The organism is Pseudarthrobacter sp. SORGH_AS 212, from assembly GCF_030818145.1.
In the GTDB taxonomy this organism is placed as follows: domain Bacteria; phylum Actinomycetota; class Actinomycetes; order Actinomycetales; family Micrococcaceae; genus Arthrobacter.
The window spans coordinates 3762309-3782083 of the sequence record NZ_JAUTAA010000001.1; the positions used below are offsets into that span (position 1 = coordinate 3762309).

Genomic DNA, 19775 nt, shown 5'->3' on the forward strand with positions numbered 1-19775 from the left:
ATGACAAACGCTGGAAGCACTGTGCACGCCGGGCACGCGGCGTCCCCGCTGGCCCCCGAATGGCTGCAGGTCCCGGCCGACCTGAATGCGCTGCACGAACCCATGTGGGCAGGCAGCGTGGACCGGAACAGTGCCGGCGCCCTCACTGTGGGCGGAGTTGACGTACAGGAGCTCAAAGAGCAGTTCGGCACACCCCTCTTCGTGATGGACGAGGCCGATTTCCGTGCCCGTGCCCGCGCCTTCAAGGACTCCTTCGATGCCGCCTTCGCCGATATCTGCGGTGGCGTGGATGTGTACTACGCCGGTAAGTCCTTCCTGTGCACCGCCGTCGTGAAGTGGGTTGAGGAGGAAGGGCTCCGCCTGGACACCGCGTCCGGCGGTGAACTCGCCGTGGCCGCCCGCGCCGGCATCGCAGGGGAGCGGGTTGCGTTGCACGGCAACAACAAGTCCGACGCCGAGATCACCCGGGCTTTGGACATGGGCCTGGGCCGCATCGTAGTGGACAGCCTGGACGAGCTGGTCAGGGTAGGGGACATCGCCCGGGCCAGTGGCCGGCAGGCCAAGGTCATGCTCCGGCTCACTCCGGGCGTGCACGCGCACACCCATGAATTCATCGCCACTGCCCACGAGGACCAGAAATTCGGCCTCTCCATGGCCGCGGACACCACGGACCAGGCAGGGCTCTCCGCAGCGGAGGAAGCTGTGGCCGCAGCATCGGCCCACCCGGGCATCGAGCTGCTCGGCCTGCACTGCCACATCGGCTCGCAGATCTTCGAGCCGGACGGTTTCGCCCTGGCAGCGGAAAAGCTGCTGCGCTTCCTCGCAGCCATGCAGGACAAGTACTCCATCACCATGCCCGAGCTGGACCTCGGCGGCGGATACGGCATTGCCTACACGCCGGTGGACACCCCCCGCCCCGCAGCGGAGATCGCGGCGGCGATGGCCGCCGTCGTGCGTTCCACCTGCGCCGAGCTGGCCATCAAGGCGCCGCGCATCTCCATCGAGCCGGGCCGCGCGATCGTTGGCAGCACCACCTTCACGTTGTACGAAGTGGGTACGCTCAAGACCGTCCGCGTCGATGCGACTGCGTCGGACGATGGTGACGCAGACAACAACGTTACGTATCCCCGACGCTATGTTTCAGTGGACGGCGGCATGAGCGATAACGCCCGCCCGGTGCTGTACGACGCCGATTATTCGGCCGTCCTTGCCTCCCGCATCTCCACGGCCGCCCCGCAGCTGTCCCGAGTGGTGGGCAAACATTGCGAGAGCGGCGACATAGTTGTTAGAGATGTATATCTGCCCGGGGACGTGGCAGCCGGTGATCTGCTTGCTGTACCGGGAACCGGCGCCTACTGCTGGGCCCTCTCGAGCAACTACAACTATCTGGCCCGGCCGGGCGTTGTCGCGGTGCGCGACGGATCTTCCCGGCTGATTGTCCGCGGGGAAACCGAAGAAGATCTGCTGAACCGCGACATGGGAGCCTGAATGACGGAAATGCGAACCCTGAAAGTAGCCCTTCTGGGCTGTGGCAACGTTGGGGCCCAGGTTGCGCGGATCCTCATTGAGGACGCCGACGCCCTCGCCGCCCGCACCGGCGCGCGGCTGGAACTCAGCGGCATCGCCGTGCGCAACGTGAACTCCAAGCGCGACGTCGAATTGCCGCAGGAACTGTTCACCACGGACGCCGAGACCCTGGTCAAGGATGCCGACCTGGTCATCGAACTGATAGGCGGCATCGAACCGGCCCGCACGCTGATCCTCTCCGCGCTCACCAACGGTGCCTGCGTGGTCACCGGCAACAAGGCCCTGCTCGCGCAGGACGGCCCCACGCTGTATGAAGCAGCGGACAAAGCCGGCGTGCAACTGTCCTTCGAGGCCGCCGTCGCCGGTGCGATTCCCATCCTGCGGCCCATCCGGGACAGCCTGTCCGGGGACCGGATCACCCGGGTACTGGGCATCGTCAACGGCACCACGAACTTCATCCTTGACCAGATGGATTCAACGGGTGCCCAGTTCGCCGACGCCCTCGCCGAAGCGCAGCGCCTCGGTTACGCGGAAGCCGACCCGACAGCCGACGTCGAAGGCCATGACGCTGCCGCCAAGGCCGCCATCCTCGCAACGTTGTCCTTCCACACCCGCTTCGCGCTGGACAACGTCCACTGCGAGGGGATCACCTCCGTCACTGCGGCAGACATCGCTGCGGCCAAGGACGCCGGCTTTGTCATCAAGCTGCTGGCGATCGCCGAGAAGCTGGCAGATGCTGAGGGCAACGACGGCGTGTCCGTCCGCGTGCACCCCACGCTGCTGCCCCGCGAGCACCCCCTGGCTGCCGTCCGCGGCGCCTTCAACGCCGTGTTCATCGAGGCGGAAAATGCCGGCGAGCTGATGTTCTACGGACAGGGTGCCGGTGGCACGCCGACGGCGTCTGCCGTCCTGGGTGACCTCGTCTCCGCCGCCCGTCGCCTGGTCCTTGGCGGACCCCAGCGCACCGAAACCACCACCGGCCACGTCCCGGCGCTGCCTATCGACGCCTCGGTCACCAGCTACTACATCGGACTCGACGTCGCGGACCAGCCCGGCGTCCTGGCCAGGATCGCCCAGCTGTTCGCCGGGAACGGTGTGTCCATCGAAACCATGCGGCAGACCATCCACCGCGACGCGGAGTCCAACGTGGAATCCGCCGAACTAAGGATCGTCACCCACCGCGCGTCCGAGGCCGCCCTTGCGGCCACCGTCGAGGCTGTGAAGGGCCTTGACGTCATCAATTCAGTTACATCCGTTCTGCGGGTAGAAGGAGTCTAAGTGGCTCACCAATGGCGCGGCGTCATCCGCGAATACGCTGACCGCCTGCCCGTCACGGCATCCACCCGGGTCATCACCCTGGGCGAAGGCGGCACTCCGCTGGTGCACGCACAGAAGCTCTCCGAGCTCACCGGCTCCGAGGTGTACCTCAAGGTTGAGGGCATGAACCCCACCGGCTCCTTCAAGGACCGCGGCATGACCATGGCCATGACCGCCGCCGTCGAGTCCGGTGCCAAGGCAGTGGTGTGCGCCTCCACCGGCAACACCTCCGCCTCCGCGGCCGCCTACGCAACGGCAGCGGGGCTGAAGTGCGCCGTCCTGGTGCCCGAGGGAAAGATCTCCATGGGCAAGCTGAGCCAGGCCATTGCGCACGGGGCCACGCTGCTGCAGGTGGACGGCAACTTCGACAACTGCCTGGACATCGCCCGCAAGCTGGGGGAGTCCTACCCCGTCTTCCTGGTGAACTCGGTGAATCCCGCCCGCATCCAGGGCCAGAAGACCGGAGCGTTCGAGGTTGTTGACGCCCTCGGCGACGCCCCGGACATCCACGTACTCCCCGTGGGCAACGCCGGCAACATCACCGCGTACTGGAAGGGCTACAAGGAGTACTCCGCACCGTACGAGTCCGAAACCGCCGGCACGCTTCCCGCAGTGTCCACCAAGACGCCCACCATGTGGGGCTTCCAGGCCGCCGGTGCCGCGCCGTTCGTTGCCGGCCACCCCATCACCGAACCGGACACCATCGCCACTGCCATCCGGATCGGCAACCCCGCCTCCTGGGACGGTGCCGTAGGCGCCCGCGACGAGTCCGGAGGCCTGATCGATGCCGTGACCGACGAGGAGATCCTGGCCGCACACCGCTGGCTGTCCGCCAAGGAAGGCGTCTTCGTTGAGCCCGGTTCCGCCGCGGGTGTCGCCGGACTGCTCAAGAAGCACGCAGCCGGTGAAGTCCCGTCCGGGAAGACCATCGTCATCACGGTCACCGGACACGGGCTCAAGGATCCCCAGTGGGCACTGCGCACCGAGGACGGCAGCGACGTCCAGCCGGTCAAGGTTTCCAACGACGTCGTCACTGTTGCTGCTGAACTGGGACTGGAAGAAAAATAGCCTTGAACGCCACCTCGCAGGCCGCCGTCGGACTGCAACTCATTGAGCCCGGCCAGCGCGTAACGGTCCGGGTCCCGGCCACCACGGCCAACCTGGGCCCGGGATATGACAGCCTCGGAATGGCCCTGGCCCTGCACGACACCCTGACGGTGGAGAGCCTGGACACGGACGAACTCGTCTTCGATCTGCGTGGCGAAGGGGCAGACACCCTGCCGCGGGATGGCAGCCACCTGGTGATCCGGGCCATGGACGCGGCCTTCGAACGGCTCGGGTTCCGCCACGGCGGCCTGAAGGTGACGGCGGAAAACGTCAACCCGCACGGCAGGGGGCTGGGCTCCTCCGCGTCGGCAGTGGTGGCGGCAGTGTCGGCCGCAAATGCCATGGTTCCAGCGGAAAACCGGCGCGGCCGTGACTGGATCCTGCAGCTCACCAGCGAGATGGAAGGCCACCCGGACAACGTCGCACCGGCGATTTACGGCGCACTGGCGCTGTCATGGCAGGACAGTGACCAGTACAGCAGCACCCGCGCCGAGGTGGCCGGAACAGTGGTTCCCATCGTGGCTGTTCCGGACTTTGAATTGTCCACCGAAGCGGCGCGGGCCCTCCTGCCCGCCTCGGTGGGACACCACGCGGCTGCCATGAACTCCGGCCGGGCCGCGCTGCTGATCCACGCCCTGACCCGGGATCCAGGATTCCTGCTGGCTGGCACGGAGGACTACCTGCACCAGAGCTACCGTGCGTCGGCCATGCGGCCCAGTGCGGCATTGATTGCAGCGCTGCGGCGGGCGGGCCATGCCGCAGTGGTTTCCGGTGCCGGACCCACCGTGCTGGTACTGGCCAACGGCGAGCCGGAAGCAGCCGACGTCCTGGCGTTCATCAGCGCGTTTACAGGAGCCAACACGCCGGAAGTGAACTGGCGCGTGCTGAAGCTCGCTGTGGACGTGGAAGGTGCTAAGGTGGACGTGCACCGGCGGTAATTCCGCCTATCTGATCTGCTTCTGCACTCAGTTGCAACTGATCTCCTACTGCGAATCTATTCCGGTGCCACCTGCTTGGTCTGTCGCAGGAATTTGCAGCATCCAACTGCCCCCCACGCGTCAGTCCTCCGTTCCGCCACGGGCGGTACGGAAGGTGAATCAGTACCGGCCCTGCTGGCCGAAATCCAACCGGCAAGGCCGCAAAATGCGGCTGCAGATCTGAACTGCAGCCCAGATCAAATCATCGCGTCCAGCTCCCAGTCCGGACGCCGTCGAGGGGGAAGGATCCTTCGTGACCGAAACCACTGAGCTGTCACCAGCTGTGGAACTATCATCTTCTGTTGCCGAGTCACCGGCAGCACCCGCCAAGAGCAGCGGCCTTGCAGGCCTGAAGCTCGCCCAGCTGCAGGCCTTGGCCAGCCAGCTTGGAATCTCGGGCGGTTCCCGCATGCGCAAGGGGGACCTGGTGGCTGCAATCTCTGCCCACCGTGCCGGCACTCCCACCACGAAGGCACCGGCGAGGGCGGCTGAAAAGGCCACCGCGCCCGTTGCCGCTCCCGCTGTTTCCGTTCCGGCCGCCGCACCTGAGGCTGCCGAAGCACCGGCCGCTGAAGGCACCCGTGCCCGCCGCGGCCGCAGCCGCCGAGCCGGCAGCGACGGTGTTGTAGTGACCCCCGCTGCCGAAACCGCTCCCGCAGGTGAAGCGGCGCCCGTTGCGGAAGCTGCTGCAGCGCAGTCGAACGCTCCTGCTGCGGAAGCCGCCGAAGCTGCCCCCGAGCGCCGCCAGCCCCGTACCCGCAACCGCCGCCGTGGCGAAGCCGCCGCCCAGGAGACTCCCGCCGAAACTCCCGCGGAGCAGCCGGCCGGCGAACCCAAGGCCGCCGATCAGGCCAGCACGGACCAGAAAGCTGCTGAACAGCGCTCCGAGTCCACCGAGACCGTGGATGCCGGCCAGCGCAATGACCGCCGCGACCGCAGCCGTGGCGGCCGTGACAACCGCGATGCCGATGGCGGCCGCGACGCCGGCCAGCGCGACAACAGCCGTGACGCCGGCCAGCGCGATAACAGCCGTGACGCCGGGCAGCGCGATAACAGCCGTGACAACCGCGACGGAGATGACACCGACGGCAGCAGCCGCCGGAACCGCCGCAACCGGCGCGACCGCAACGACCGGAACGACCGCTCCGGTGGCCAGGACCGGGACAACAGCTCCCGCAACGACCGCTTCCGCGACCGCAACGACCGCCGCCGCGGACGCAACCAGGGCCCGGACGTCGACGACGTCGAGGTCACCGAGGACGACGTTCTCCTGCCCGTCGCGGGCATCCTGGACGTCCTGGAGAACTACGCGTTCATCCGCACCTCCGGCTACCTGCCTGGCCCCAACGACGTTTACGTTTCGCTGGCACAGGTCAAGAAGTACAACCTGCGCAAGGGTGACGCCGTCGTCGGCGCCATCCGTGCACCGCGCGATGGCGAAGACCGCAACCAGCAGTCCACCCGCCAGAAGTTCAACGCCCTGGTCCGCGTCACGTCCGTTAACGGCAAGACCGCCGAAGAGCTCAAGGACCGCGTCGAATTCGCCAAGCTGGTCCCGCTTTACCCGTCAGAGCGCCTGCGCCTCGAAACGGACCCCAAGAAGATCGGTCCCCGGGTCATCGACCTCGTGGCTCCCATCGGCAAGGGCCAGCGTGGCCTGATCGTCTCACCGCCGAAGGCCGGCAAGACGCTCATCCTGCAGTCCATCGCCAACGCGATCACCACCAACAACCCTGAGGTCCACCTCATGATGGTGTTGGTTGACGAACGTCCCGAAGAAGTCACGGATATGCAGCGCACCGTCAAGGGAGAGGTCATTGCCTCCACCTTCGACCGTCCCGCAGACGATCACACCACCGTGGCCGAACTCTCCATCGAACGCGCCAAGCGCCTCGTTGAAATGGGCATGGACGTGGTGGTCCTCCTGGACTCCATGACCCGCCTGGGCCGTGCCTACAACCTGGCAGCACCGGCCTCCGGCCGCATCCTGTCCGGTGGTGTCGACTCCGCCGCGCTGTACCCGCCGAAGCGCTTCTTCGGTGCAGCCCGCAACATCGAAAACGGCGGCTCGCTCACCATCCTGGCCACCGCCCTCGTCGAGACCGGCTCCAAGATGGACGAAGTCATCTTCGAAGAGTTCAAGGGCACCGGCAACATGGAACTGCGCCTGTCCCGCCAGCTGGCAGACAAGCGCATCTTCCCCGCCGTGGACGTCAACGCATCGGGCACCCGCCGCGAAGAGAACCTGCTCTCGCCCGAGGAAGTCAAGATCATGTGGAAGCTGCGCCGCGTCCTCTCCGGACTCGAAACGCAGCAGAGCCTTGAGCTGCTGACCAACAAGATCCGGGAAACCGGGAGCAACGTCGAGTTCCTCATGCAGGTACAGAAGACGACGCTTGGCGCTAAGTCGGATAACGACAAGTAGCTGCGTTATAGGGGTGGGGCCGTCGCATATTTTGCCGGCCCCGCCCCTTCGCGTTGCGGCTGACATACTGCGTACGTCAGCCGCAACGCTCCGATAGGCCCGATGCCACTCCCTGGCCGGCAAAATATGCGACGGCGGTCGCACGTCACCTGCCGCTGTATGCGTCATTAGACTTGTACAAGTCGAAAGAGGTTTATAAATGTTTGAGTCCGTACAGGGCCTGCTTGATGAGCATGACTCCATTCAGGCGCAGCTGGGGGATCCTGCTGTTTATGCTGACCAGCGGCTTGCCCGGAAGCTGGGGCGGCGGTCGGCTCAGCTCAATGGCATTGTGGAGGCCTACCACCGCTGGGAGGCGCTGCGGGACGATCTTTCCGCTGCCAAGGAGATGGCAGCTGAGGATCCCGAGTTTGCTGCAGAGGTTCCCGAGCTGGAGGCATCCCTTGAGACCGCTGCGGCGAAGCTTCGGCGACTGCTGATCCCGCGCGATCCGGACGACGCCCGCAACGTGATCCTCGAGGTCAAGGGCGGCGAAGGCGGCGATGAAGCCGCGCTGTTCGCCGGCGACCTCCTGCGCATGTACACCCGATACGCGGAGTCCCGTGGCTGGAAGACCGAAATCATCTCCTCCACGGAGTCTGACCTGGGCGGATACAAGGACGTCCAGGTGGCCGTCAAGGGCAGCTCCAATGACCCCGCTGAGGGCGTCTACGCACGGCTCAAGTTCGAAGGCGGCGTGCACCGCGTCCAGCGCGTCCCGGTGACCGAGTCCCAGGGCCGAATCCACACCTCTGCCGCCGGCGTGCTGGTCCTCCCCGAGGTGGACGAGCCCGAAGAGCTCGAAATCAACCAGAACGACCTCAAGATCGACGTGTACCGGTCCTCCGGCCCGGGTGGCCAGTCGGTCAACACCACGGACTCCGCCGTCCGCATCACGCACCTTCCCACGGGCATCGTGGTGGCCATGCAGAACGAAAAGTCGCAGCTGCAGAACCGTGAAGCAGGCATGCGCGTGCTGCGTGCACGCATCCTCGCACACCAGCAGGAGCAGATTGACGCCGCCAACTCCGAGCAGCGGAAATCCCAGATCCGCACCATGGACCGCTCCGAGCGGATCCGCACTTACAACTACCCGGAGAACCGGATCGCGGACCACCGCACGGGCTACAAGGCGTACAACCTGGACCAGGTCATGAATGGGGACCTGGAACCGGTCATCCAGTCTGCCATCGAGATGGACGAACAGGCACGCCTGGACGCCATCGGCGACTAGTCCTCAGTATGAGTGCAGGCCAGTCCCTCGCTGACGCCGTCAGTGCGGCTACCGCCGTCCTCAGCGAGGCCGGTGTGCCCAGCCCCCGCGTCGACGCCGAACTCCTCGCCGACCACCTGCTCCAGGTCGGCCTGGGCCGGCTCCGCGCCCTGATGCTCGGTGACACCCCGGCGCCCGAGGGGTACGACGAACTTGTCGCCGAGCGGGCCGGCCGTGTACCCCTCCAGCACATCACCGGGGTGGCCCACTTCAGGTATCTGGAACTTGCGGTAGGCCCGGGTGTCTTCATTCCCCGTCCAGAGACTGAATCTGTGGTCCAGCTGGTGATCGACCATGTGGCGGGAATGGACTCGCCACGGATCGTGGACCTCGGGACAGGGTCCGGCGCAATCGCAGGCTCCATCGCGCATGAAGTTCCCGGCGCCGAAGTCCACGCCGTCGAATTCAGTCCGCTGGCCCACGCGTGGGCGTCCCGGAACCTCGAACCCCTCGGCGTCCACCTCGTTCTGGGGGACCTGCGGACCGCACTTCCGGAGCTGAACGGAACCTTCGACGTCGTCATTTCCAACCCGCCCTACATCCCGGCCGAAGCCATCCCCAACGAACCCGAAGTGGCACTGCACGACCCGCCGGAGGCTTTGTACGGCGGGGGAGCGGACGGTATGGAGCTCCCGACGGCGGCCGCTGCCTCCGCTGCCCGGCTCCTTCGGCCCGGCGGCTACTTCGTGATGGAGCACGCCGAAGTCCAGGCGGGCTGGATCACCGCCATGCTCGGCAGGCAGGGGGCCTGGACCGGAATCAGCACGCATGTGGACCTGAACGGCAAAGAGCGCGCCACCAGCGCCTTCCTTGCCGCACCTGGCCACACGGAATGAAAGAATAGGCCTGTGACCACAACCTACGACTGCAGCACCGACGACCAGCGCGCCGAGGCCCTTGAACACGCCCAGCGGGCCATCAGCGAGAAGAAATGCGTGGTCCTGCCCACGGACACCGTGTACGGAATCGCCGCGGACGCATTCTCCCCGCAGGCCGTCACCATGCTCCTGGTGTCCAAGGGACGCAGCCGCACCATGCCGCCGCCCGTGCTGATTCCCCGCATCAACGCCCTGGACGGGCTGGCCACGGATATTTCCGCGGATGCCCGGAAGCTGGCGGAGGCCTTCTGGCCCGGCGGCCTGACGCTCATTTTCCACGCCCAGCCGTCACTGGACTGGGATCTTGGCGAGACCAAGGGGACTGTGGCGCTGCGGATGCCTGCCGATGAGATTGCGCAGGAGCTGCTGACCCTCACCGGGCCTTTGGCCGTATCCTCCGCGAACCGGACCGGACACGCCCCGGCACAGACCGCCGCCGCGGCGCGCGAGCAGCTGGCGGACTCCGTGGAGGTCTACCTGGAAGGCGGCTTCCGCCCGGCCGAGGGTGCAGACGCTGTTCCTTCCACCATTGTTGATGCCACCGGACCCCGCCTCCGCGTTGTCCGCAACGGCGCGGTCAGCCTCGACCAGCTCCGCGAGCACGTTCCAGGTGTCCTGGGCCTCGGCGAAATTCCGATGGCCGAGGAGGACGCGGCCGAGCCGGCCGTGGCAGCGGAGTCGGCAGGTGCGGAGAACGCGGGGAACGATGCGGGCAAGGGTGAATCTGCCGGTGTGGAGTCCTTTGGCGCAGAGCCCGTTGCTGCGGAGTCCGCCACCGCTGATGCTGCCGGGAAGCCCGAGCCGGCGGATGCCGCCACACCGGCCAGGGAACAGCAGCCTTGATGGCACTGGACCACCAGCAGATTCCTGTCCTGGACGTCCACGCCACGCCGCTGCGGGTTCCCGAGCTGGTTGAGGAGCTCAGCCGCTTCATCGAGGACGGTTCCACCCGGACGGTGCTGGGACACAACCTCCACAGCGTCACGCTCACCCTCTCCGATGACGGTTTTCGCCGCCTCTACGAGGCCAGTGACATTGTGCTCCTGGACGGGGCGCCGGTGCTGTGGCTGTGGGGGAGGACCGGCAACGCGGCGGCCCCCGTCATGGACTACCGGCTCGGCTCCACCGACTGGCTGCCCGCCCTTGACCAGGTGCGCGGCCTTGAGCGGATTGCCGTGGTTGGCGCCGGCAATGCAGCCAATTCCGGTGCGGTCTCCCGGCTGAGGACCATCGTTCCCGGTGCGCGCGTGGAAGGCTTTCCGGGCGAGGACTGGAACCCTGAACTGGAGGACGCCGCCGTCGCCTGGCTGCACCGCGAAAAGCCGCAGCTGGTGTTGTTGGGCCTGGGCATGCCCCTGCAGGAGGAGGTGCTGCAGCGTCGGCTCGACGTCCTGCCGCCGGCCATCTATTGCGCCGTGGGTGGTGCCATCGAACAACTGGCCGGGATCCAGAAGCTGGCGCCCCGCTGGCTGGGCCGGCTGGGCCTTGAATGGGCCTGGCGGCTGCTGCTGCACCCGCGCCGCGTTGCCTACCGTGTTTTCGGCGAGCCATGGGTCCTGCTGTGGCTTCTGGCAACGCGCCGGTTGTCCCGCAAGGACTAGCGGGCTCCTCCGGCAGCCCCCACGTGGGGAGTGCCGCTAGAACTTCTGGTCCTCCAGCGGTCCGAATCCTTTGCCGCGCAGGCCGGCGCTGAACGTCCTGGCCCAGCCCAGCAGCCCGGAAAGGTCACGGCGCTGCAGGAAGTAGCCCAGGTAGCCGCCTACGTCAGCAACGAACGAGCGGACCCGGAAATACCGGCGGATGAGGTACCCGCGGTTGCGGTAGTAGTAATAGCGCTTGAAGGCCGATTCCGGAACGATGACGTGCCATCCGGCGCCGTACACGTGCTGGGTTTCGGAAAACGCGTGCGGGTGCGTAATGGCCGTGGTGGTGACTGTGCCGAACCTGATCCCTGCCTGGCGGAGGCGGATGGTGAAGTCCACTTCGTCGCCCCGGATAAACAGGCGCATGTCGGGCAGGCCTACCTTGAAGAACACGTCGGACCGGATGAGCGCTCCATTGAAGAAGTGCCCGTCGTTGGGAAGGAACCCCAATTTCTCCACCTCGGCGCGGTCGTGGGTGACCTTGCCATCGAGCCGGAAAAAGAAGGAGAGCCTGTCGGGTTGTCCTGGCGCCGTCACGAGCGGAACCACAGCCTCCAGGTCGCGGGCTTCGGCCTCCCGCACCAGGGTGGCGAGGCATTCAGGATCGGCCGGCACGGCGTCGTCATCCATCATCCAGATCCACCTGGCACCGCTGGCCACCGCTTTGAGGGCTGCGAGGGCGAACCCGCCAGCGCCGCCAAGGTTGGCTTCTGACCTGACATAGTCCACGTTGGAATGCTGTTCCGCTATGCTGCGCGCGGGGGTTGTGCCACTGTCCACGAGGCAAATGGTGTCCACTGAGGCCGTCTGGGCTTTGATCGAATCCAGCAGCACCGAGAGCTCCTTCGGACGGTCGAAGGTCACGGCTGCAACTGCAATGCGGGCGGTCATGGGGGTCCTTTCAGCATGGCTGTCAGGGGTTTCCCTGCTCCTTCTGCGCGAGTGTGGCGCGGAGCCATGAAGCCGTTGGCGCTAGTATCTTTGACTAGAGTCCACTGTAATACAGCCCTGTAAGGCACTGCGTAAGGCTATCTGCGTACTGTCTGCTGCGCGCTCGGCGACGGAGAAGTTTCATTTATCGGAGAACAGATTCCCGGCCAGTGAGCCCACCTGGCCCGGACCTGCCGCCGGCGCGGCGGTCCATTCCCGGCCCCCTCAACTCTGAAACGGCCATCACCCCATGATCATGTACCTGCTCATGGGCCTGATTGCCGCCGTCGTGTCCTACGCCGCAACCTGGGGTGCCCGGGTGGTGGGCCACAGGCTCGAACTGCACCAGCCCATCCGCAGCCGCGATATGCATTCCACACCCGTTTCCAGGCTTGGCGGCGTTGCCATCTTCCTGGGTGTGATGGTGGCACTGATCGTCGCGAGCCAGTCCTTCTTCGTGAAGGACATCTACCGGAACAATTTCTCGCCGTGGGGAGTGCTGGCCGGGGCCGCGGTGATTGTCCTGGTGGGCGTGGCCGATGACCTCCTGGACATCCGCTGGTGGGTGAAACTCATCGGCCAGAGCGTGGCTGCCCTTACCGTGGCCACCTGGGGCGTACAGATGACAATCGTTCCCTGGGTTCCGGAACCCATCTACCTGGAGAACGGAACGCTCCGGGTGGTGCTGACCGCAGGGCTCATCGTCACCACCATGAACGCCTTCAACTTCATCGACGGCCTGGACGGTCTTGCGGCAGGAGTGGCCGTCATCGGCGGAACGGCGTTCTTCGTCACCGCCTACTGGGTGCACCGCAATGCAGTCCTGCTGGATTACTCGGACCTTGCCACGCTGATTACGGCGGTCCTCGTAGGTGGCTGCCTCGGGTTCCTGCCGCACAACTGGTTCCCCTCAAAGATCTTCATGGGGGACTCCGGGGCCATGCTGATCGGGCTGCTGATGGCCTCGGCAGGTGTGGTGTCCACGGGGCAAATCACCTCGGGCCTGTATGACCGCGCCAACGGTATTTCCACGGTCATCCCCATCCTGCTTCCCTTCGCTGTGCTCTTCCTGCCCCTGCTGGACCTGGGGCTCGCCGTGGTCCGCCGGACCGCACGCGGACGTTCGCCGTGGTCTGCGGACCGCGGACACCTGCACCACAAACTCCTCGACATCGGCTATTCGCACCGCACGGCCGTGATCCTCATGTACCTCTGGACAGTGGTGCTGTCCTTCGGCGGCCTCGCCTTTGCAATCTTTCCCTGGCAGATTGTCCTCGCCGTTGACCTTTTCGCCACCCTGGTCATGGGCCTCGTCACGGCGTGGCCGTACCTGTCCCGCAGCGGCGAGGAACCCGCCACGTGACGCCGTGCGGAAACATTTTCTATCTCGTGTAGAATTTAGGGGCAGCACAAGCTGCCACTCCACCCTGCTGGCTCCCCGCCAAATGCCCCCGACGATTGGGATCGAATGACCTCCAACGCCGAGCCCGGACCTGCGTCCGGCAAAGGACATGTTGGTGCTTCCGGTCCCACCGCATCGCTGTGGCTGCACCTGCTAAAGATCAGCGCCGCTGCCGCGGCAGTTGGCCTGGTCCTCTGCGGTGCAACAGCGATGTTCCTCAATGGTGGCGCCGCCGTACTTTCGAGTGCCTTGGGCGGTTTGCTGGTGATGCTGTTCTTTGGAATCAGCCTCCTGGTTGGCCACTTTGTTGGACGAAGCAACCCCTCCGGGGCCATCGGCGTCTTCGTGGCCACCTACTTCATCAAAGTCGTGGGATTCGCCATTGTGATGTTCGTACTGGGGGCGCCCCAATGGTTGCAAGGCCGCTGGTTCGTCGCCGGAGCCGTAGTGGCTGTCGTCCTGTGGCAGGCGGCCGAAATCTATGGTTTCAGCAAAGTCCGCCTTCAGATCTACAACGATCCAGAGGACAAAGGGGAGCCCCGTGCGTAACTCAAGGAAACGTGACGCTGCCGGCAACGGCAACCGTGCGCAGGGCAGTTCTGCCGCGGGCGTCTCCAGCGAGAACACCGACGGCGGATACAACGCCGGGATGGCCGTCTTCAGCTACATCATTGGCGGAATCATCGTCTGGAGTTTGATAGGGTGGGGATTGGATTTTCTGTGGGGAACGCGCTGGATTGTGCTCGCAGGCGCTCTGCTTGGAGCCGTCGGAGGTTTTTACCTTTCCCACATGCATGGCCTCACCAGTTCCCGCAAAAACACTGGTGATCGTCCTGCTGCCAGCGGTCCGTCCCAGGACGGCGGCACGAATGCCAAATAATTTCACAGGGGGAGCGTTAGGCCGCAAGGCCCCGGCTCCCCGCCCAACGCCCAATGATGGACACTGCAGAGAGGAAACGCGTTGATCGCGCTTGCGCTCCCGGCCCAAGATTCAGGAGAGTTTACACCTCCTGGTATTAACGAAATGCATTTGCCGGCAATCCTGCCGTGGGGTGCCGCAGAAGGATTCTCCAAGCAGATGCTGCTGGTCCTCCTCTCTGTCGTCTTTATCGCCGTCTTCTTCGTGCTGGCTGCACGCAAGCAGCAGCTGGTACCGCGGCAAGCTCCAGTTCGCCGGCGAGGCCGCATACGGCTTCGTCCGCAACGGCATCGCCAAGGACATCATCGGCGGCCGCGACTTCATCAAGTACGTGCCCCTGCTGTTCAGCCTGTTCTTCTTCATCCTGGTGAACAACATCTACGGCGCCATCCCGGTCATCCAGCTCCCCACGTTCTCGCACGTCGGCGGAGCCTACGTCCTGGCCGGCATCGTCTACTTCACCTGGATCGCCATCGGCGTCAAGAAGAACGGCCTGCGCTACTTCAAGCTGGCCACCGTTCCATCGGGTGTTCCGTGGTTCATCCTGCCGATCGTTATCCCGATCGAGATCATCTCGAACTTCGTCGTCCGGCCCGTAACGCACAGCCTCCGTCTGTTCGCCACCATGCTCGCCGGCCACCTCATCGTGATGATCGCCGGTTCCGGCATCGAATACCTGGTCATGCAGGAAAGCATCCTCCTGAAGGGCACCTCGGTCCTGGTGCTCGCGGGTGCGATCGCCATGTACATGCTTGAGGCCCTGATCATGGTCCTGCAGGCGTACGTCTTTACACTGCTGACGGCGATCTACATCGAAGGCGCCCTGCACGCCGACAGCCACTAGGCGCCCTGCCGACAGGCACACACAAATCTTCCCCTCGCGGGGATGAAGCAACCCAAACAACCTGCCACATGGGTGGCATCTTGAAAGGAAGAAAAATGGAAGGCACAATCAACGGCTCCCTCAACCTCATCGGCTACGGTCTCTCGGCCATCGGCGGTGGTATCGGTGTGGGTCTCGTGTTCGCCGCTTACATCAACGGTGTTGCACGTCAGCCGGAGGCTCAGCGCGTGCTGCAGCCGATCGCATTCCTTGGTCTGGCACTGACCGAAGCCCTCGCCATCCTTGGTCTCGTCTTCGCCTTCGTCCTTTCCTAGTCCTGGCGCGAAGCGAACATTCAGAACCGAGTAGATAAGGACGGGTGAAATATGAATCAGCTGATCATCTCAGCCGCCACTGAAGGCGAAAAGGTTAACCCCCTCGTTCCCAACCTTTGGGAAATGGGCGTTGTCCTGGTTGGCTTCGCGATTCTCATGTTCATCGTGGTCAAGTTTGTTGTCCCGATGTTCGAGAAGACCTTTGCCGAGCGAGCCGAAGCCATCGAAGGCGGCATTGCCAAGGCTGAAAAAGCCCAGGCTGAGGCGTCTGCTGCACTCGAAGAGTACAAGCAGCAGCTGACCGACGCCCGCACCGAAGCAAACCGCATCCGTGAGGAAGCACGCGCCGAAGGTGCGCAGATCCTCGCGGACCTCAAGGAGAAGGCTGCTGCCGAGTCTGCGCGCATCACTGCGCAGGCACACGCACAGATCGAATCCGAGCGCCAGGCGGCCGTTGTGTCCCTGCGCTCCGAGGTTGGCACCCTGGCCACCACTCTTGCCGGCCGCATCGTGGGCGAATCGCTCAACGACGACGACCGCGCAGCACGGGTCGTGGACCGGTTCCTGGCAGATCTGGAGACCCAGAGCGCAGGTGCAGCTAAGTAATGGCAGGCGTATCGAGCGAATCGCTGGCAACAGCGCTGACCGCGCTGGAAGTAAAGCTTCCCACCGCGTCGCTGCAGCTGGCAAAGGAACTCTTCGGAATTCTGGGAATGGTGGACAGCTCGGCTGGCTTGCGCCGCGCCCTGACTGACCCGTCCCGTAACGGTGACGAAAAGTCGGCGCTGGTCAGGCAGCTGGTTGGCGGAAAAGTCTCCGCTGATGCTGCAGAGGTCGCGGGCGGATTGGCCGGTTCACGCTGGGCATCTGCGCGGGACATCGGCGATGCACTCGAGACTCTTGCCGCAACGGTGGTCATTTCCGTTGCTGAAAACAAGTCGGCCGTTTCTGCCTCCGGCATCACTGGCCTGGAAGAACTGGAGAACGACCTGTTCTCCTTCAACCAGACCGTGGCGTCCAGCCACGAGGTACAACGTGCTCTGTCCGAACCACAGGCCAGCGGGGCCGCCAAGGCTGCCCTTGCCGAAAAGCTGGTGCCCGGTGTCAGTGAGGAAGCAAAAGTCCTCATTACCCAGGCAGTCACCCAGCCCCGCGGCATCAAGGCGACGCGCCTGGTGGAACGGTTCGCCGAGTTGGCGGCCAAGCGGCAGCAGCGCTGGATTGCAACGGTCAGCGTGACCCGTCCCCTGACGTCGACGCAGTTGTCCCGCCTCCAGGCGGGCCTGAACGCGCTGTACGGACGGGAACTAAAGGTCAACATCAACGTTGATCCGGCACTCATTGGCGGCATCCGCGTCCAGGTGGGTGACGAAGTGCTCGACGCTTCGGTCATCAGCCGCCTGGGCGAGCTGCAACGCCAGCTGGCCGGCTAGCCGGACAAGCACAACCAAACTGATAGAAACCCCGGTCACCTGACGGTGATCACAAAACAGGAGAGCAGGGACTGCAGATGGCCGAATTGACCATCAACGCCGACGACGTCCGTAATGCGCTGAACGAGTTCGCGGCGTCCTACGAACCCGGAAACGCAGAACGCGTAGAGGTCGGCCGCGTAACCACCGCTAGTGACGGCATCGCCCGTGTTGAGGGCCTTCCCTCGGTCATGGCGAACGAGCTGCTGCGCTTCGAGGACGGTACCCTGGGCCTCGCCCAGAACCTTGACGTCCGCGAAATCGGCGTCATCATCCTCGGCGACTTCACCGGCATCGAAGAAGGCCAGGAAGTCCACCGCACCGGACAGGTCCTGTCCGTGCCCGTGGGCGACGCCTTCCTCGGCCGCGTTGTCGACCCGCTGGGCGTGCCCATCGACGACCTCGGCGAGATCAAGGCTGAAACCACCCGTGCCCTGGAGCTCCAGGCTCCCGGCGTGACGCAGCGCAAGTCGGTGCACGAGCCGATGCAGACCGGTCTCAAGGCCATCGACGCCATGATCCCGATCGGCCGCGGCCAGCGTCAGCTGATCATTGGTGACCGCCAGACCGGCAAGTCGGCCATCGCGATCGACACCATCATCAACCAGAAGGCCAACTGGGCTTCCGGCGATGTGACCAAGCAGGTCCGCTGCATCTACGTGGCGATCGGCCAGAAGGCATCCACCATTGCCGCTGTCCGCCAGACCCTCGAGGACAACGGCGCGCTTGAGTACACCACCATCGTGGCGTCTCCCGCATCCGACCCTGCCGGCTTCAAGTACCTGGCACCGTACGCCGGTTCCGCGATCGGCCAGCACTGGATGTACGGCGGCAAGCACGTCCTCATCGTGTTTGATGACCTGTCCAAGCAGGCCGAAGCCTACCGCGCCGTGTCCCTGCTTCTCCGCCGCCCGCCGGGACGCGAAGCATACCCGGGTGACGTCTTCTACTTGCACTCCCGTCTCCTGGAGCGTTGTGCAAAGCTCTCCGACGAGCTCGGTGCCGGTTCCATGACGGGCCTGCCGCTGATCGAGACCAAGGCGAACGACGTGTCCGCCTACATCCCGACCAACGTCATCTCCATCACCGACGGCCAGATCTTCCTGCAGTCGGACCTCTTCAACGCCAACCAGCGTCCCGCAGTCGACGTGGGCGTCTCGGTGTCCCGCGTTGGCGGTGCAGCGCAGGTGAAGTCCATGAAGAAGGTCTCCGGCACGTTGAAGCTGGAACTCGCCCAGTACCGTGACATGCAGGCGTTCGCCATGTTTGCCTCGGACCTGGACGCCGCCTCACGCCAGCAGCTCACCCGTGGAGCCCGCCTGATGGAACTGCTCAAGCAGGGCCAGTACTCACCGTTCCCCGTTGAGGACCAGGTTGTCTCCATCTGGGCAGGCACCAACGGCCACCTGGATGACGTCCCGGTTGAGGACGTGAACCGGTTCGAAACCGAGTTCCTGGAACACCTCAAGCACAAGTCCTCCATCCTCACCACGCTGGCGCAGACCAACGTGATGGACGATGACACCGCTGCAGCTCTGAAGTCCGCCATCATCGACTTCAAGAAGGGCTTCTTCGGCGAGGGCGACAACCACTTGGTGGGCGCAGGCCACGAGGCTCATGACGCCATCTCCGAGGGCGAAGTCGACCAGGAAAAGATCGTCAAGCAGAAGCGCTAGTTCCGACGGCCGGGTGTGCCGGGCCCGCAGGGTCCGGCACACCCGGTTTACGGAATGTTAGGAAAGGATAAGTATGGGAGCCCAGATCCGGGTCTACCGCCAGAAGATCAGCTCGACCACGTCGATGCGCAAGATCTTCAAGGCGATGGAACTGATCGCTACCTCGCGCATCGGGAAGGCCCGCGCGCGCGTAGCAGCTTCACTGCCTTACGCGAACGCGATCACGCGCGCCGTTTCTGCTGTCGCCAGCCAAAGCGAAATCGACCACCCGCTGACCACTGAGCCGGAGCAGATCCGCCGTGCCGCCGTCCTGGTAATTACCTCGGACCGCGGCCTGGCAGGTTCGTACTCGGCCAGCGTCCTCAAGCAGGCGGAAGGTCTCAACGAGCTGCTCCACGCCGAAGGCAAGGAAGTCAAGACCTACCTCGTGGGACGCAAGTCCCAGGCTTACTTCGACTTCCGGAACCGCGAATATGCGCGGGTCTGGACCGGAGGAACCGACGCACCCGAGTTCAGCACCGCTCGTGAAATCGGCGCCGCGTTGCTGGCCGACTTTGCTGCGGAGTTCGAAGACGGCGGCGTGGACGAAATCCATGTTGTCTACACGCGCTTCAAGTCCATGGTCACCCAGGAGCCCACGGTCATCCGCCTGCTGCCCCTTGAGGTAGTGGAAGAGGAAGCCGCCTCCGAGTCGGACCTGCTGCCGCTGTACGAGTTCGAGCCAGAGACCGAACAGGTCCTCGACGCGCTGCTGCCCCGCTACATCGAGTCGCGCCTGTTCGCAGCAATGCTGCAGGCCGCCGCATCCGAACTGGCTGCCCGCCAGCGCGCGATGAAGTCGGCAGGGGACAATGCCACGGACCTGATCAAGAAGTACACGCGTCTGCGCAACACGGCCCGCCAGGCTGAAATCACGCAGGAGCTCTCCGAGATTGTTGCCGGCGCCGACGCACTTGCGTCCTAGCCTGCACTGCCCCGGATTCCGCGGAACCTGCACCACAACAGATAAACTTAACCCCACGCCATCTACTG

At 64.8% G+C, this 19775-nt stretch carries 18 protein-coding genes and 1 pseudogene; 18 read left to right on the forward strand and 1 reads right to left on the reverse strand.

All coding sequences use genetic code 11. The features are described from left to right. The 9 genes from lysA to QE394_RS17285 all read left to right on the forward strand — a co-directional run bounded on the left by lysA (position 1) and on the right by QE394_RS17285 (position 11144). A complete protein-coding gene (gene lysA / locus QE394_RS17245) occupies positions 1–1488 on the forward strand; it encodes a diaminopimelate decarboxylase (protein ID WP_349035135.1) in 1488 nt (495 codons plus the stop codon). After that, positions 1489–2805 (forward strand): homoserine dehydrogenase, encoded by a 1317-nt coding sequence (locus QE394_RS17250; RefSeq protein ID WP_349035136.1) that lies wholly within the window; start codon positions 1489–1491, stop codon positions 2803–2805. Then, on the forward strand, positions 2806–3912 hold the full coding sequence (gene thrC / locus QE394_RS17255; protein ID WP_349035137.1) for a threonine synthase: 1107 nt from the start codon (positions 2806–2808) through the stop codon (positions 3910–3912). It abuts the gene before it with no gap. A gap of 2 nt (positions 3913–3914) precedes the next feature. Then, the gene (gene thrB, locus QE394_RS17260) at positions 3915–4889 is read left to right on the forward strand and encodes a homoserine kinase (RefSeq protein WP_056085144.1); all 975 of its coding nucleotides are present in this window, start codon (positions 3915–3917) and stop codon (positions 4887–4889) included. Between the two features lie 292 nt (positions 4890–5181). Beyond that, positions 5182–7353 (forward strand): transcription termination factor Rho, encoded by a 2172-nt coding sequence (rho, locus tag QE394_RS17265; protein WP_349035138.1) that lies wholly within the window; start codon positions 5182–5184, stop codon positions 7351–7353. A gap of 199 nt (positions 7354–7552) precedes the next feature. Further along, positions 7553–8626, forward strand: coding sequence for a peptide chain release factor 1 (gene prfA, locus QE394_RS17270; RefSeq protein WP_056085149.1), 1074 nt, complete (start codon positions 7553–7555; stop codon positions 8624–8626). An 8-nt stretch (positions 8627–8634) separates the two neighbouring features. Beyond that, positions 8635–9501, forward strand: coding sequence for a peptide chain release factor N(5)-glutamine methyltransferase (gene prmC / locus QE394_RS17275; protein WP_268157085.1), 867 nt, complete (start codon positions 8635–8637; stop codon positions 9499–9501). Positions 9502–9513: 12 nt separating this feature from the next. Continuing rightward, positions 9514–10386: an L-threonylcarbamoyladenylate synthase gene (locus QE394_RS17280; protein ID WP_349035139.1), complete on the forward strand. Its 873-nt coding sequence runs from the start codon at positions 9514–9516 to the stop codon at positions 10384–10386. After that, positions 10386–11144, forward strand: coding sequence for a WecB/TagA/CpsF family glycosyltransferase (locus QE394_RS17285; RefSeq protein WP_349035140.1), 759 nt, complete (start codon positions 10386–10388; stop codon positions 11142–11144). The genes QE394_RS17280 and QE394_RS17285 overlap by 1 nt, the downstream gene beginning before the upstream one ends. 36 nt (positions 11145–11180) lie before the next feature. On the opposite strand, the gene QE394_RS17290 is transcribed toward QE394_RS17285, so the two are convergent. Beyond that, the gene (locus tag QE394_RS17290) at positions 11181–12077 is read right to left on the reverse strand and encodes a glycosyltransferase (protein WP_056085157.1); all 897 of its coding nucleotides are present in this window, start codon (positions 12075–12077) and stop codon (positions 11181–11183) included. A 289-nt stretch (positions 12078–12366) separates the two neighbouring features. Here QE394_RS17290 and QE394_RS17295 point away from each other — a divergent pair, with 289 nt between their 5' ends. The 9 genes and pseudogenes from QE394_RS17295 (at position 12367) to QE394_RS17335 (ending at position 19707) form a co-directional block, all read left to right on the forward strand. After that, positions 12367–13479: an MraY family glycosyltransferase gene (locus tag QE394_RS17295; protein WP_056085160.1), complete on the forward strand. Its 1113-nt coding sequence runs from the start codon at positions 12367–12369 to the stop codon at positions 13477–13479. A gap of 105 nt (positions 13480–13584) precedes the next feature. Continuing rightward, positions 13585–14067 (forward strand): hypothetical protein, encoded by a 483-nt coding sequence (locus QE394_RS17300; protein ID WP_261619536.1) that lies wholly within the window; start codon positions 13585–13587, stop codon positions 14065–14067. Beyond that, entirely contained in the window at positions 14060–14398 is a 339-nt protein-coding gene (locus tag QE394_RS17305; protein WP_056085163.1) for an AtpZ/AtpI family protein, read from the forward strand. Before QE394_RS17300 ends, QE394_RS17305 begins: the two co-directional genes overlap by 8 nt. Before the next feature lie 81 nt (positions 14399–14479). Beyond that, positions 14480–15281: pseudogene (atpB, locus tag QE394_RS17310) on the forward strand (F0F1 ATP synthase subunit A). Positions 15282–15376: 95 nt separating this feature from the next. Further along, positions 15377–15595, forward strand: coding sequence for an ATP synthase F0 subunit C (atpE, locus tag QE394_RS17315; RefSeq protein WP_011775261.1), 219 nt, complete (start codon positions 15377–15379; stop codon positions 15593–15595). A 51-nt stretch (positions 15596–15646) separates the two neighbouring features. Beyond that, on the forward strand, positions 15647–16201 hold the full coding sequence (locus QE394_RS17320; RefSeq protein ID WP_056085167.1) for a F0F1 ATP synthase subunit B: 555 nt from the start codon (positions 15647–15649) through the stop codon (positions 16199–16201). After that, entirely contained in the window at positions 16201–17028 is an 828-nt protein-coding gene (locus QE394_RS17325; protein WP_056085168.1) for a F0F1 ATP synthase subunit delta, read from the forward strand. Before QE394_RS17320 ends, QE394_RS17325 begins: the two co-directional genes overlap by 1 nt. A 77-nt stretch (positions 17029–17105) precedes the next feature. Beyond that, positions 17106–18743 (forward strand): F0F1 ATP synthase subunit alpha, encoded by a 1638-nt coding sequence (gene atpA, locus QE394_RS17330; protein ID WP_056085170.1) that lies wholly within the window; start codon positions 17106–17108, stop codon positions 18741–18743. Between the two features lie 73 nt (positions 18744–18816). Continuing rightward, complete coding sequence (locus QE394_RS17335; RefSeq protein ID WP_056085172.1) at positions 18817–19707, forward strand: F0F1 ATP synthase subunit gamma; 891 nt, start codon at positions 18817–18819, stop codon at positions 19705–19707. The last annotated feature ends 68 nt before the right edge of the window (positions 19708–19775 follow it).

Excerpts from the sequence above, each read along its gene's own strand:
- QE394_RS17300 (WP_261619536.1), top strand. The coding sequence starts at position 13,585 with ATGACCTCCAACGCCGAGCCCGGACCTGCGTCCGGCAAAGGACATGTT.
- QE394_RS17335 (WP_056085172.1), top strand. The coding sequence starts at position 18,817 with ATGGGAGCCCAGATCCGGGTCTACCGCCAGAAGATCAGCTCGACCACG.
- QE394_RS17250 (WP_349035136.1), top strand. The coding sequence starts at position 1,489 with ATGACGGAAATGCGAACCCTGAAAGTAGCCCTTCTGGGCTGTGGCAAC.
- QE394_RS17320 (WP_056085167.1), top strand. The coding sequence starts at position 15,647 with ATGAATCAGCTGATCATCTCAGCCGCCACTGAAGGCGAAAAGGTTAAC.
- prmC (WP_268157085.1), top strand. The coding sequence starts at position 8,635 with ATGAGTGCAGGCCAGTCCCTCGCTGACGCCGTCAGTGCGGCTACCGCC.
- QE394_RS17325 (WP_056085168.1), top strand. The coding sequence starts at position 16,201 with ATGGCAGGCGTATCGAGCGAATCGCTGGCAACAGCGCTGACCGCGCTG.
- QE394_RS17285 (WP_349035140.1), top strand. The coding sequence starts at position 10,386 with ATGGCACTGGACCACCAGCAGATTCCTGTCCTGGACGTCCACGCCACG.
- QE394_RS17290 (WP_056085157.1), bottom strand. The coding sequence starts at position 12,077 with ATGACCGCCCGCATTGCAGTTGCAGCCGTGACCTTCGACCGTCCGAAG.
- atpA (WP_056085170.1), top strand. The coding sequence starts at position 17,106 with ATGGCCGAATTGACCATCAACGCCGACGACGTCCGTAATGCGCTGAAC.
- lysA (WP_349035135.1), top strand. The coding sequence starts at position 1 with ATGACAAACGCTGGAAGCACTGTGCACGCCGGGCACGCGGCGTCCCCG.
- atpE (WP_011775261.1), top strand. The coding sequence starts at position 15,377 with ATGGAAGGCACAATCAACGGCTCCCTCAACCTCATCGGCTACGGTCTC.
- prfA (WP_056085149.1), top strand. The coding sequence starts at position 7,553 with ATGTTTGAGTCCGTACAGGGCCTGCTTGATGAGCATGACTCCATTCAG.
- QE394_RS17295 (WP_056085160.1), top strand. The coding sequence starts at position 12,367 with ATGATCATGTACCTGCTCATGGGCCTGATTGCCGCCGTCGTGTCCTAC.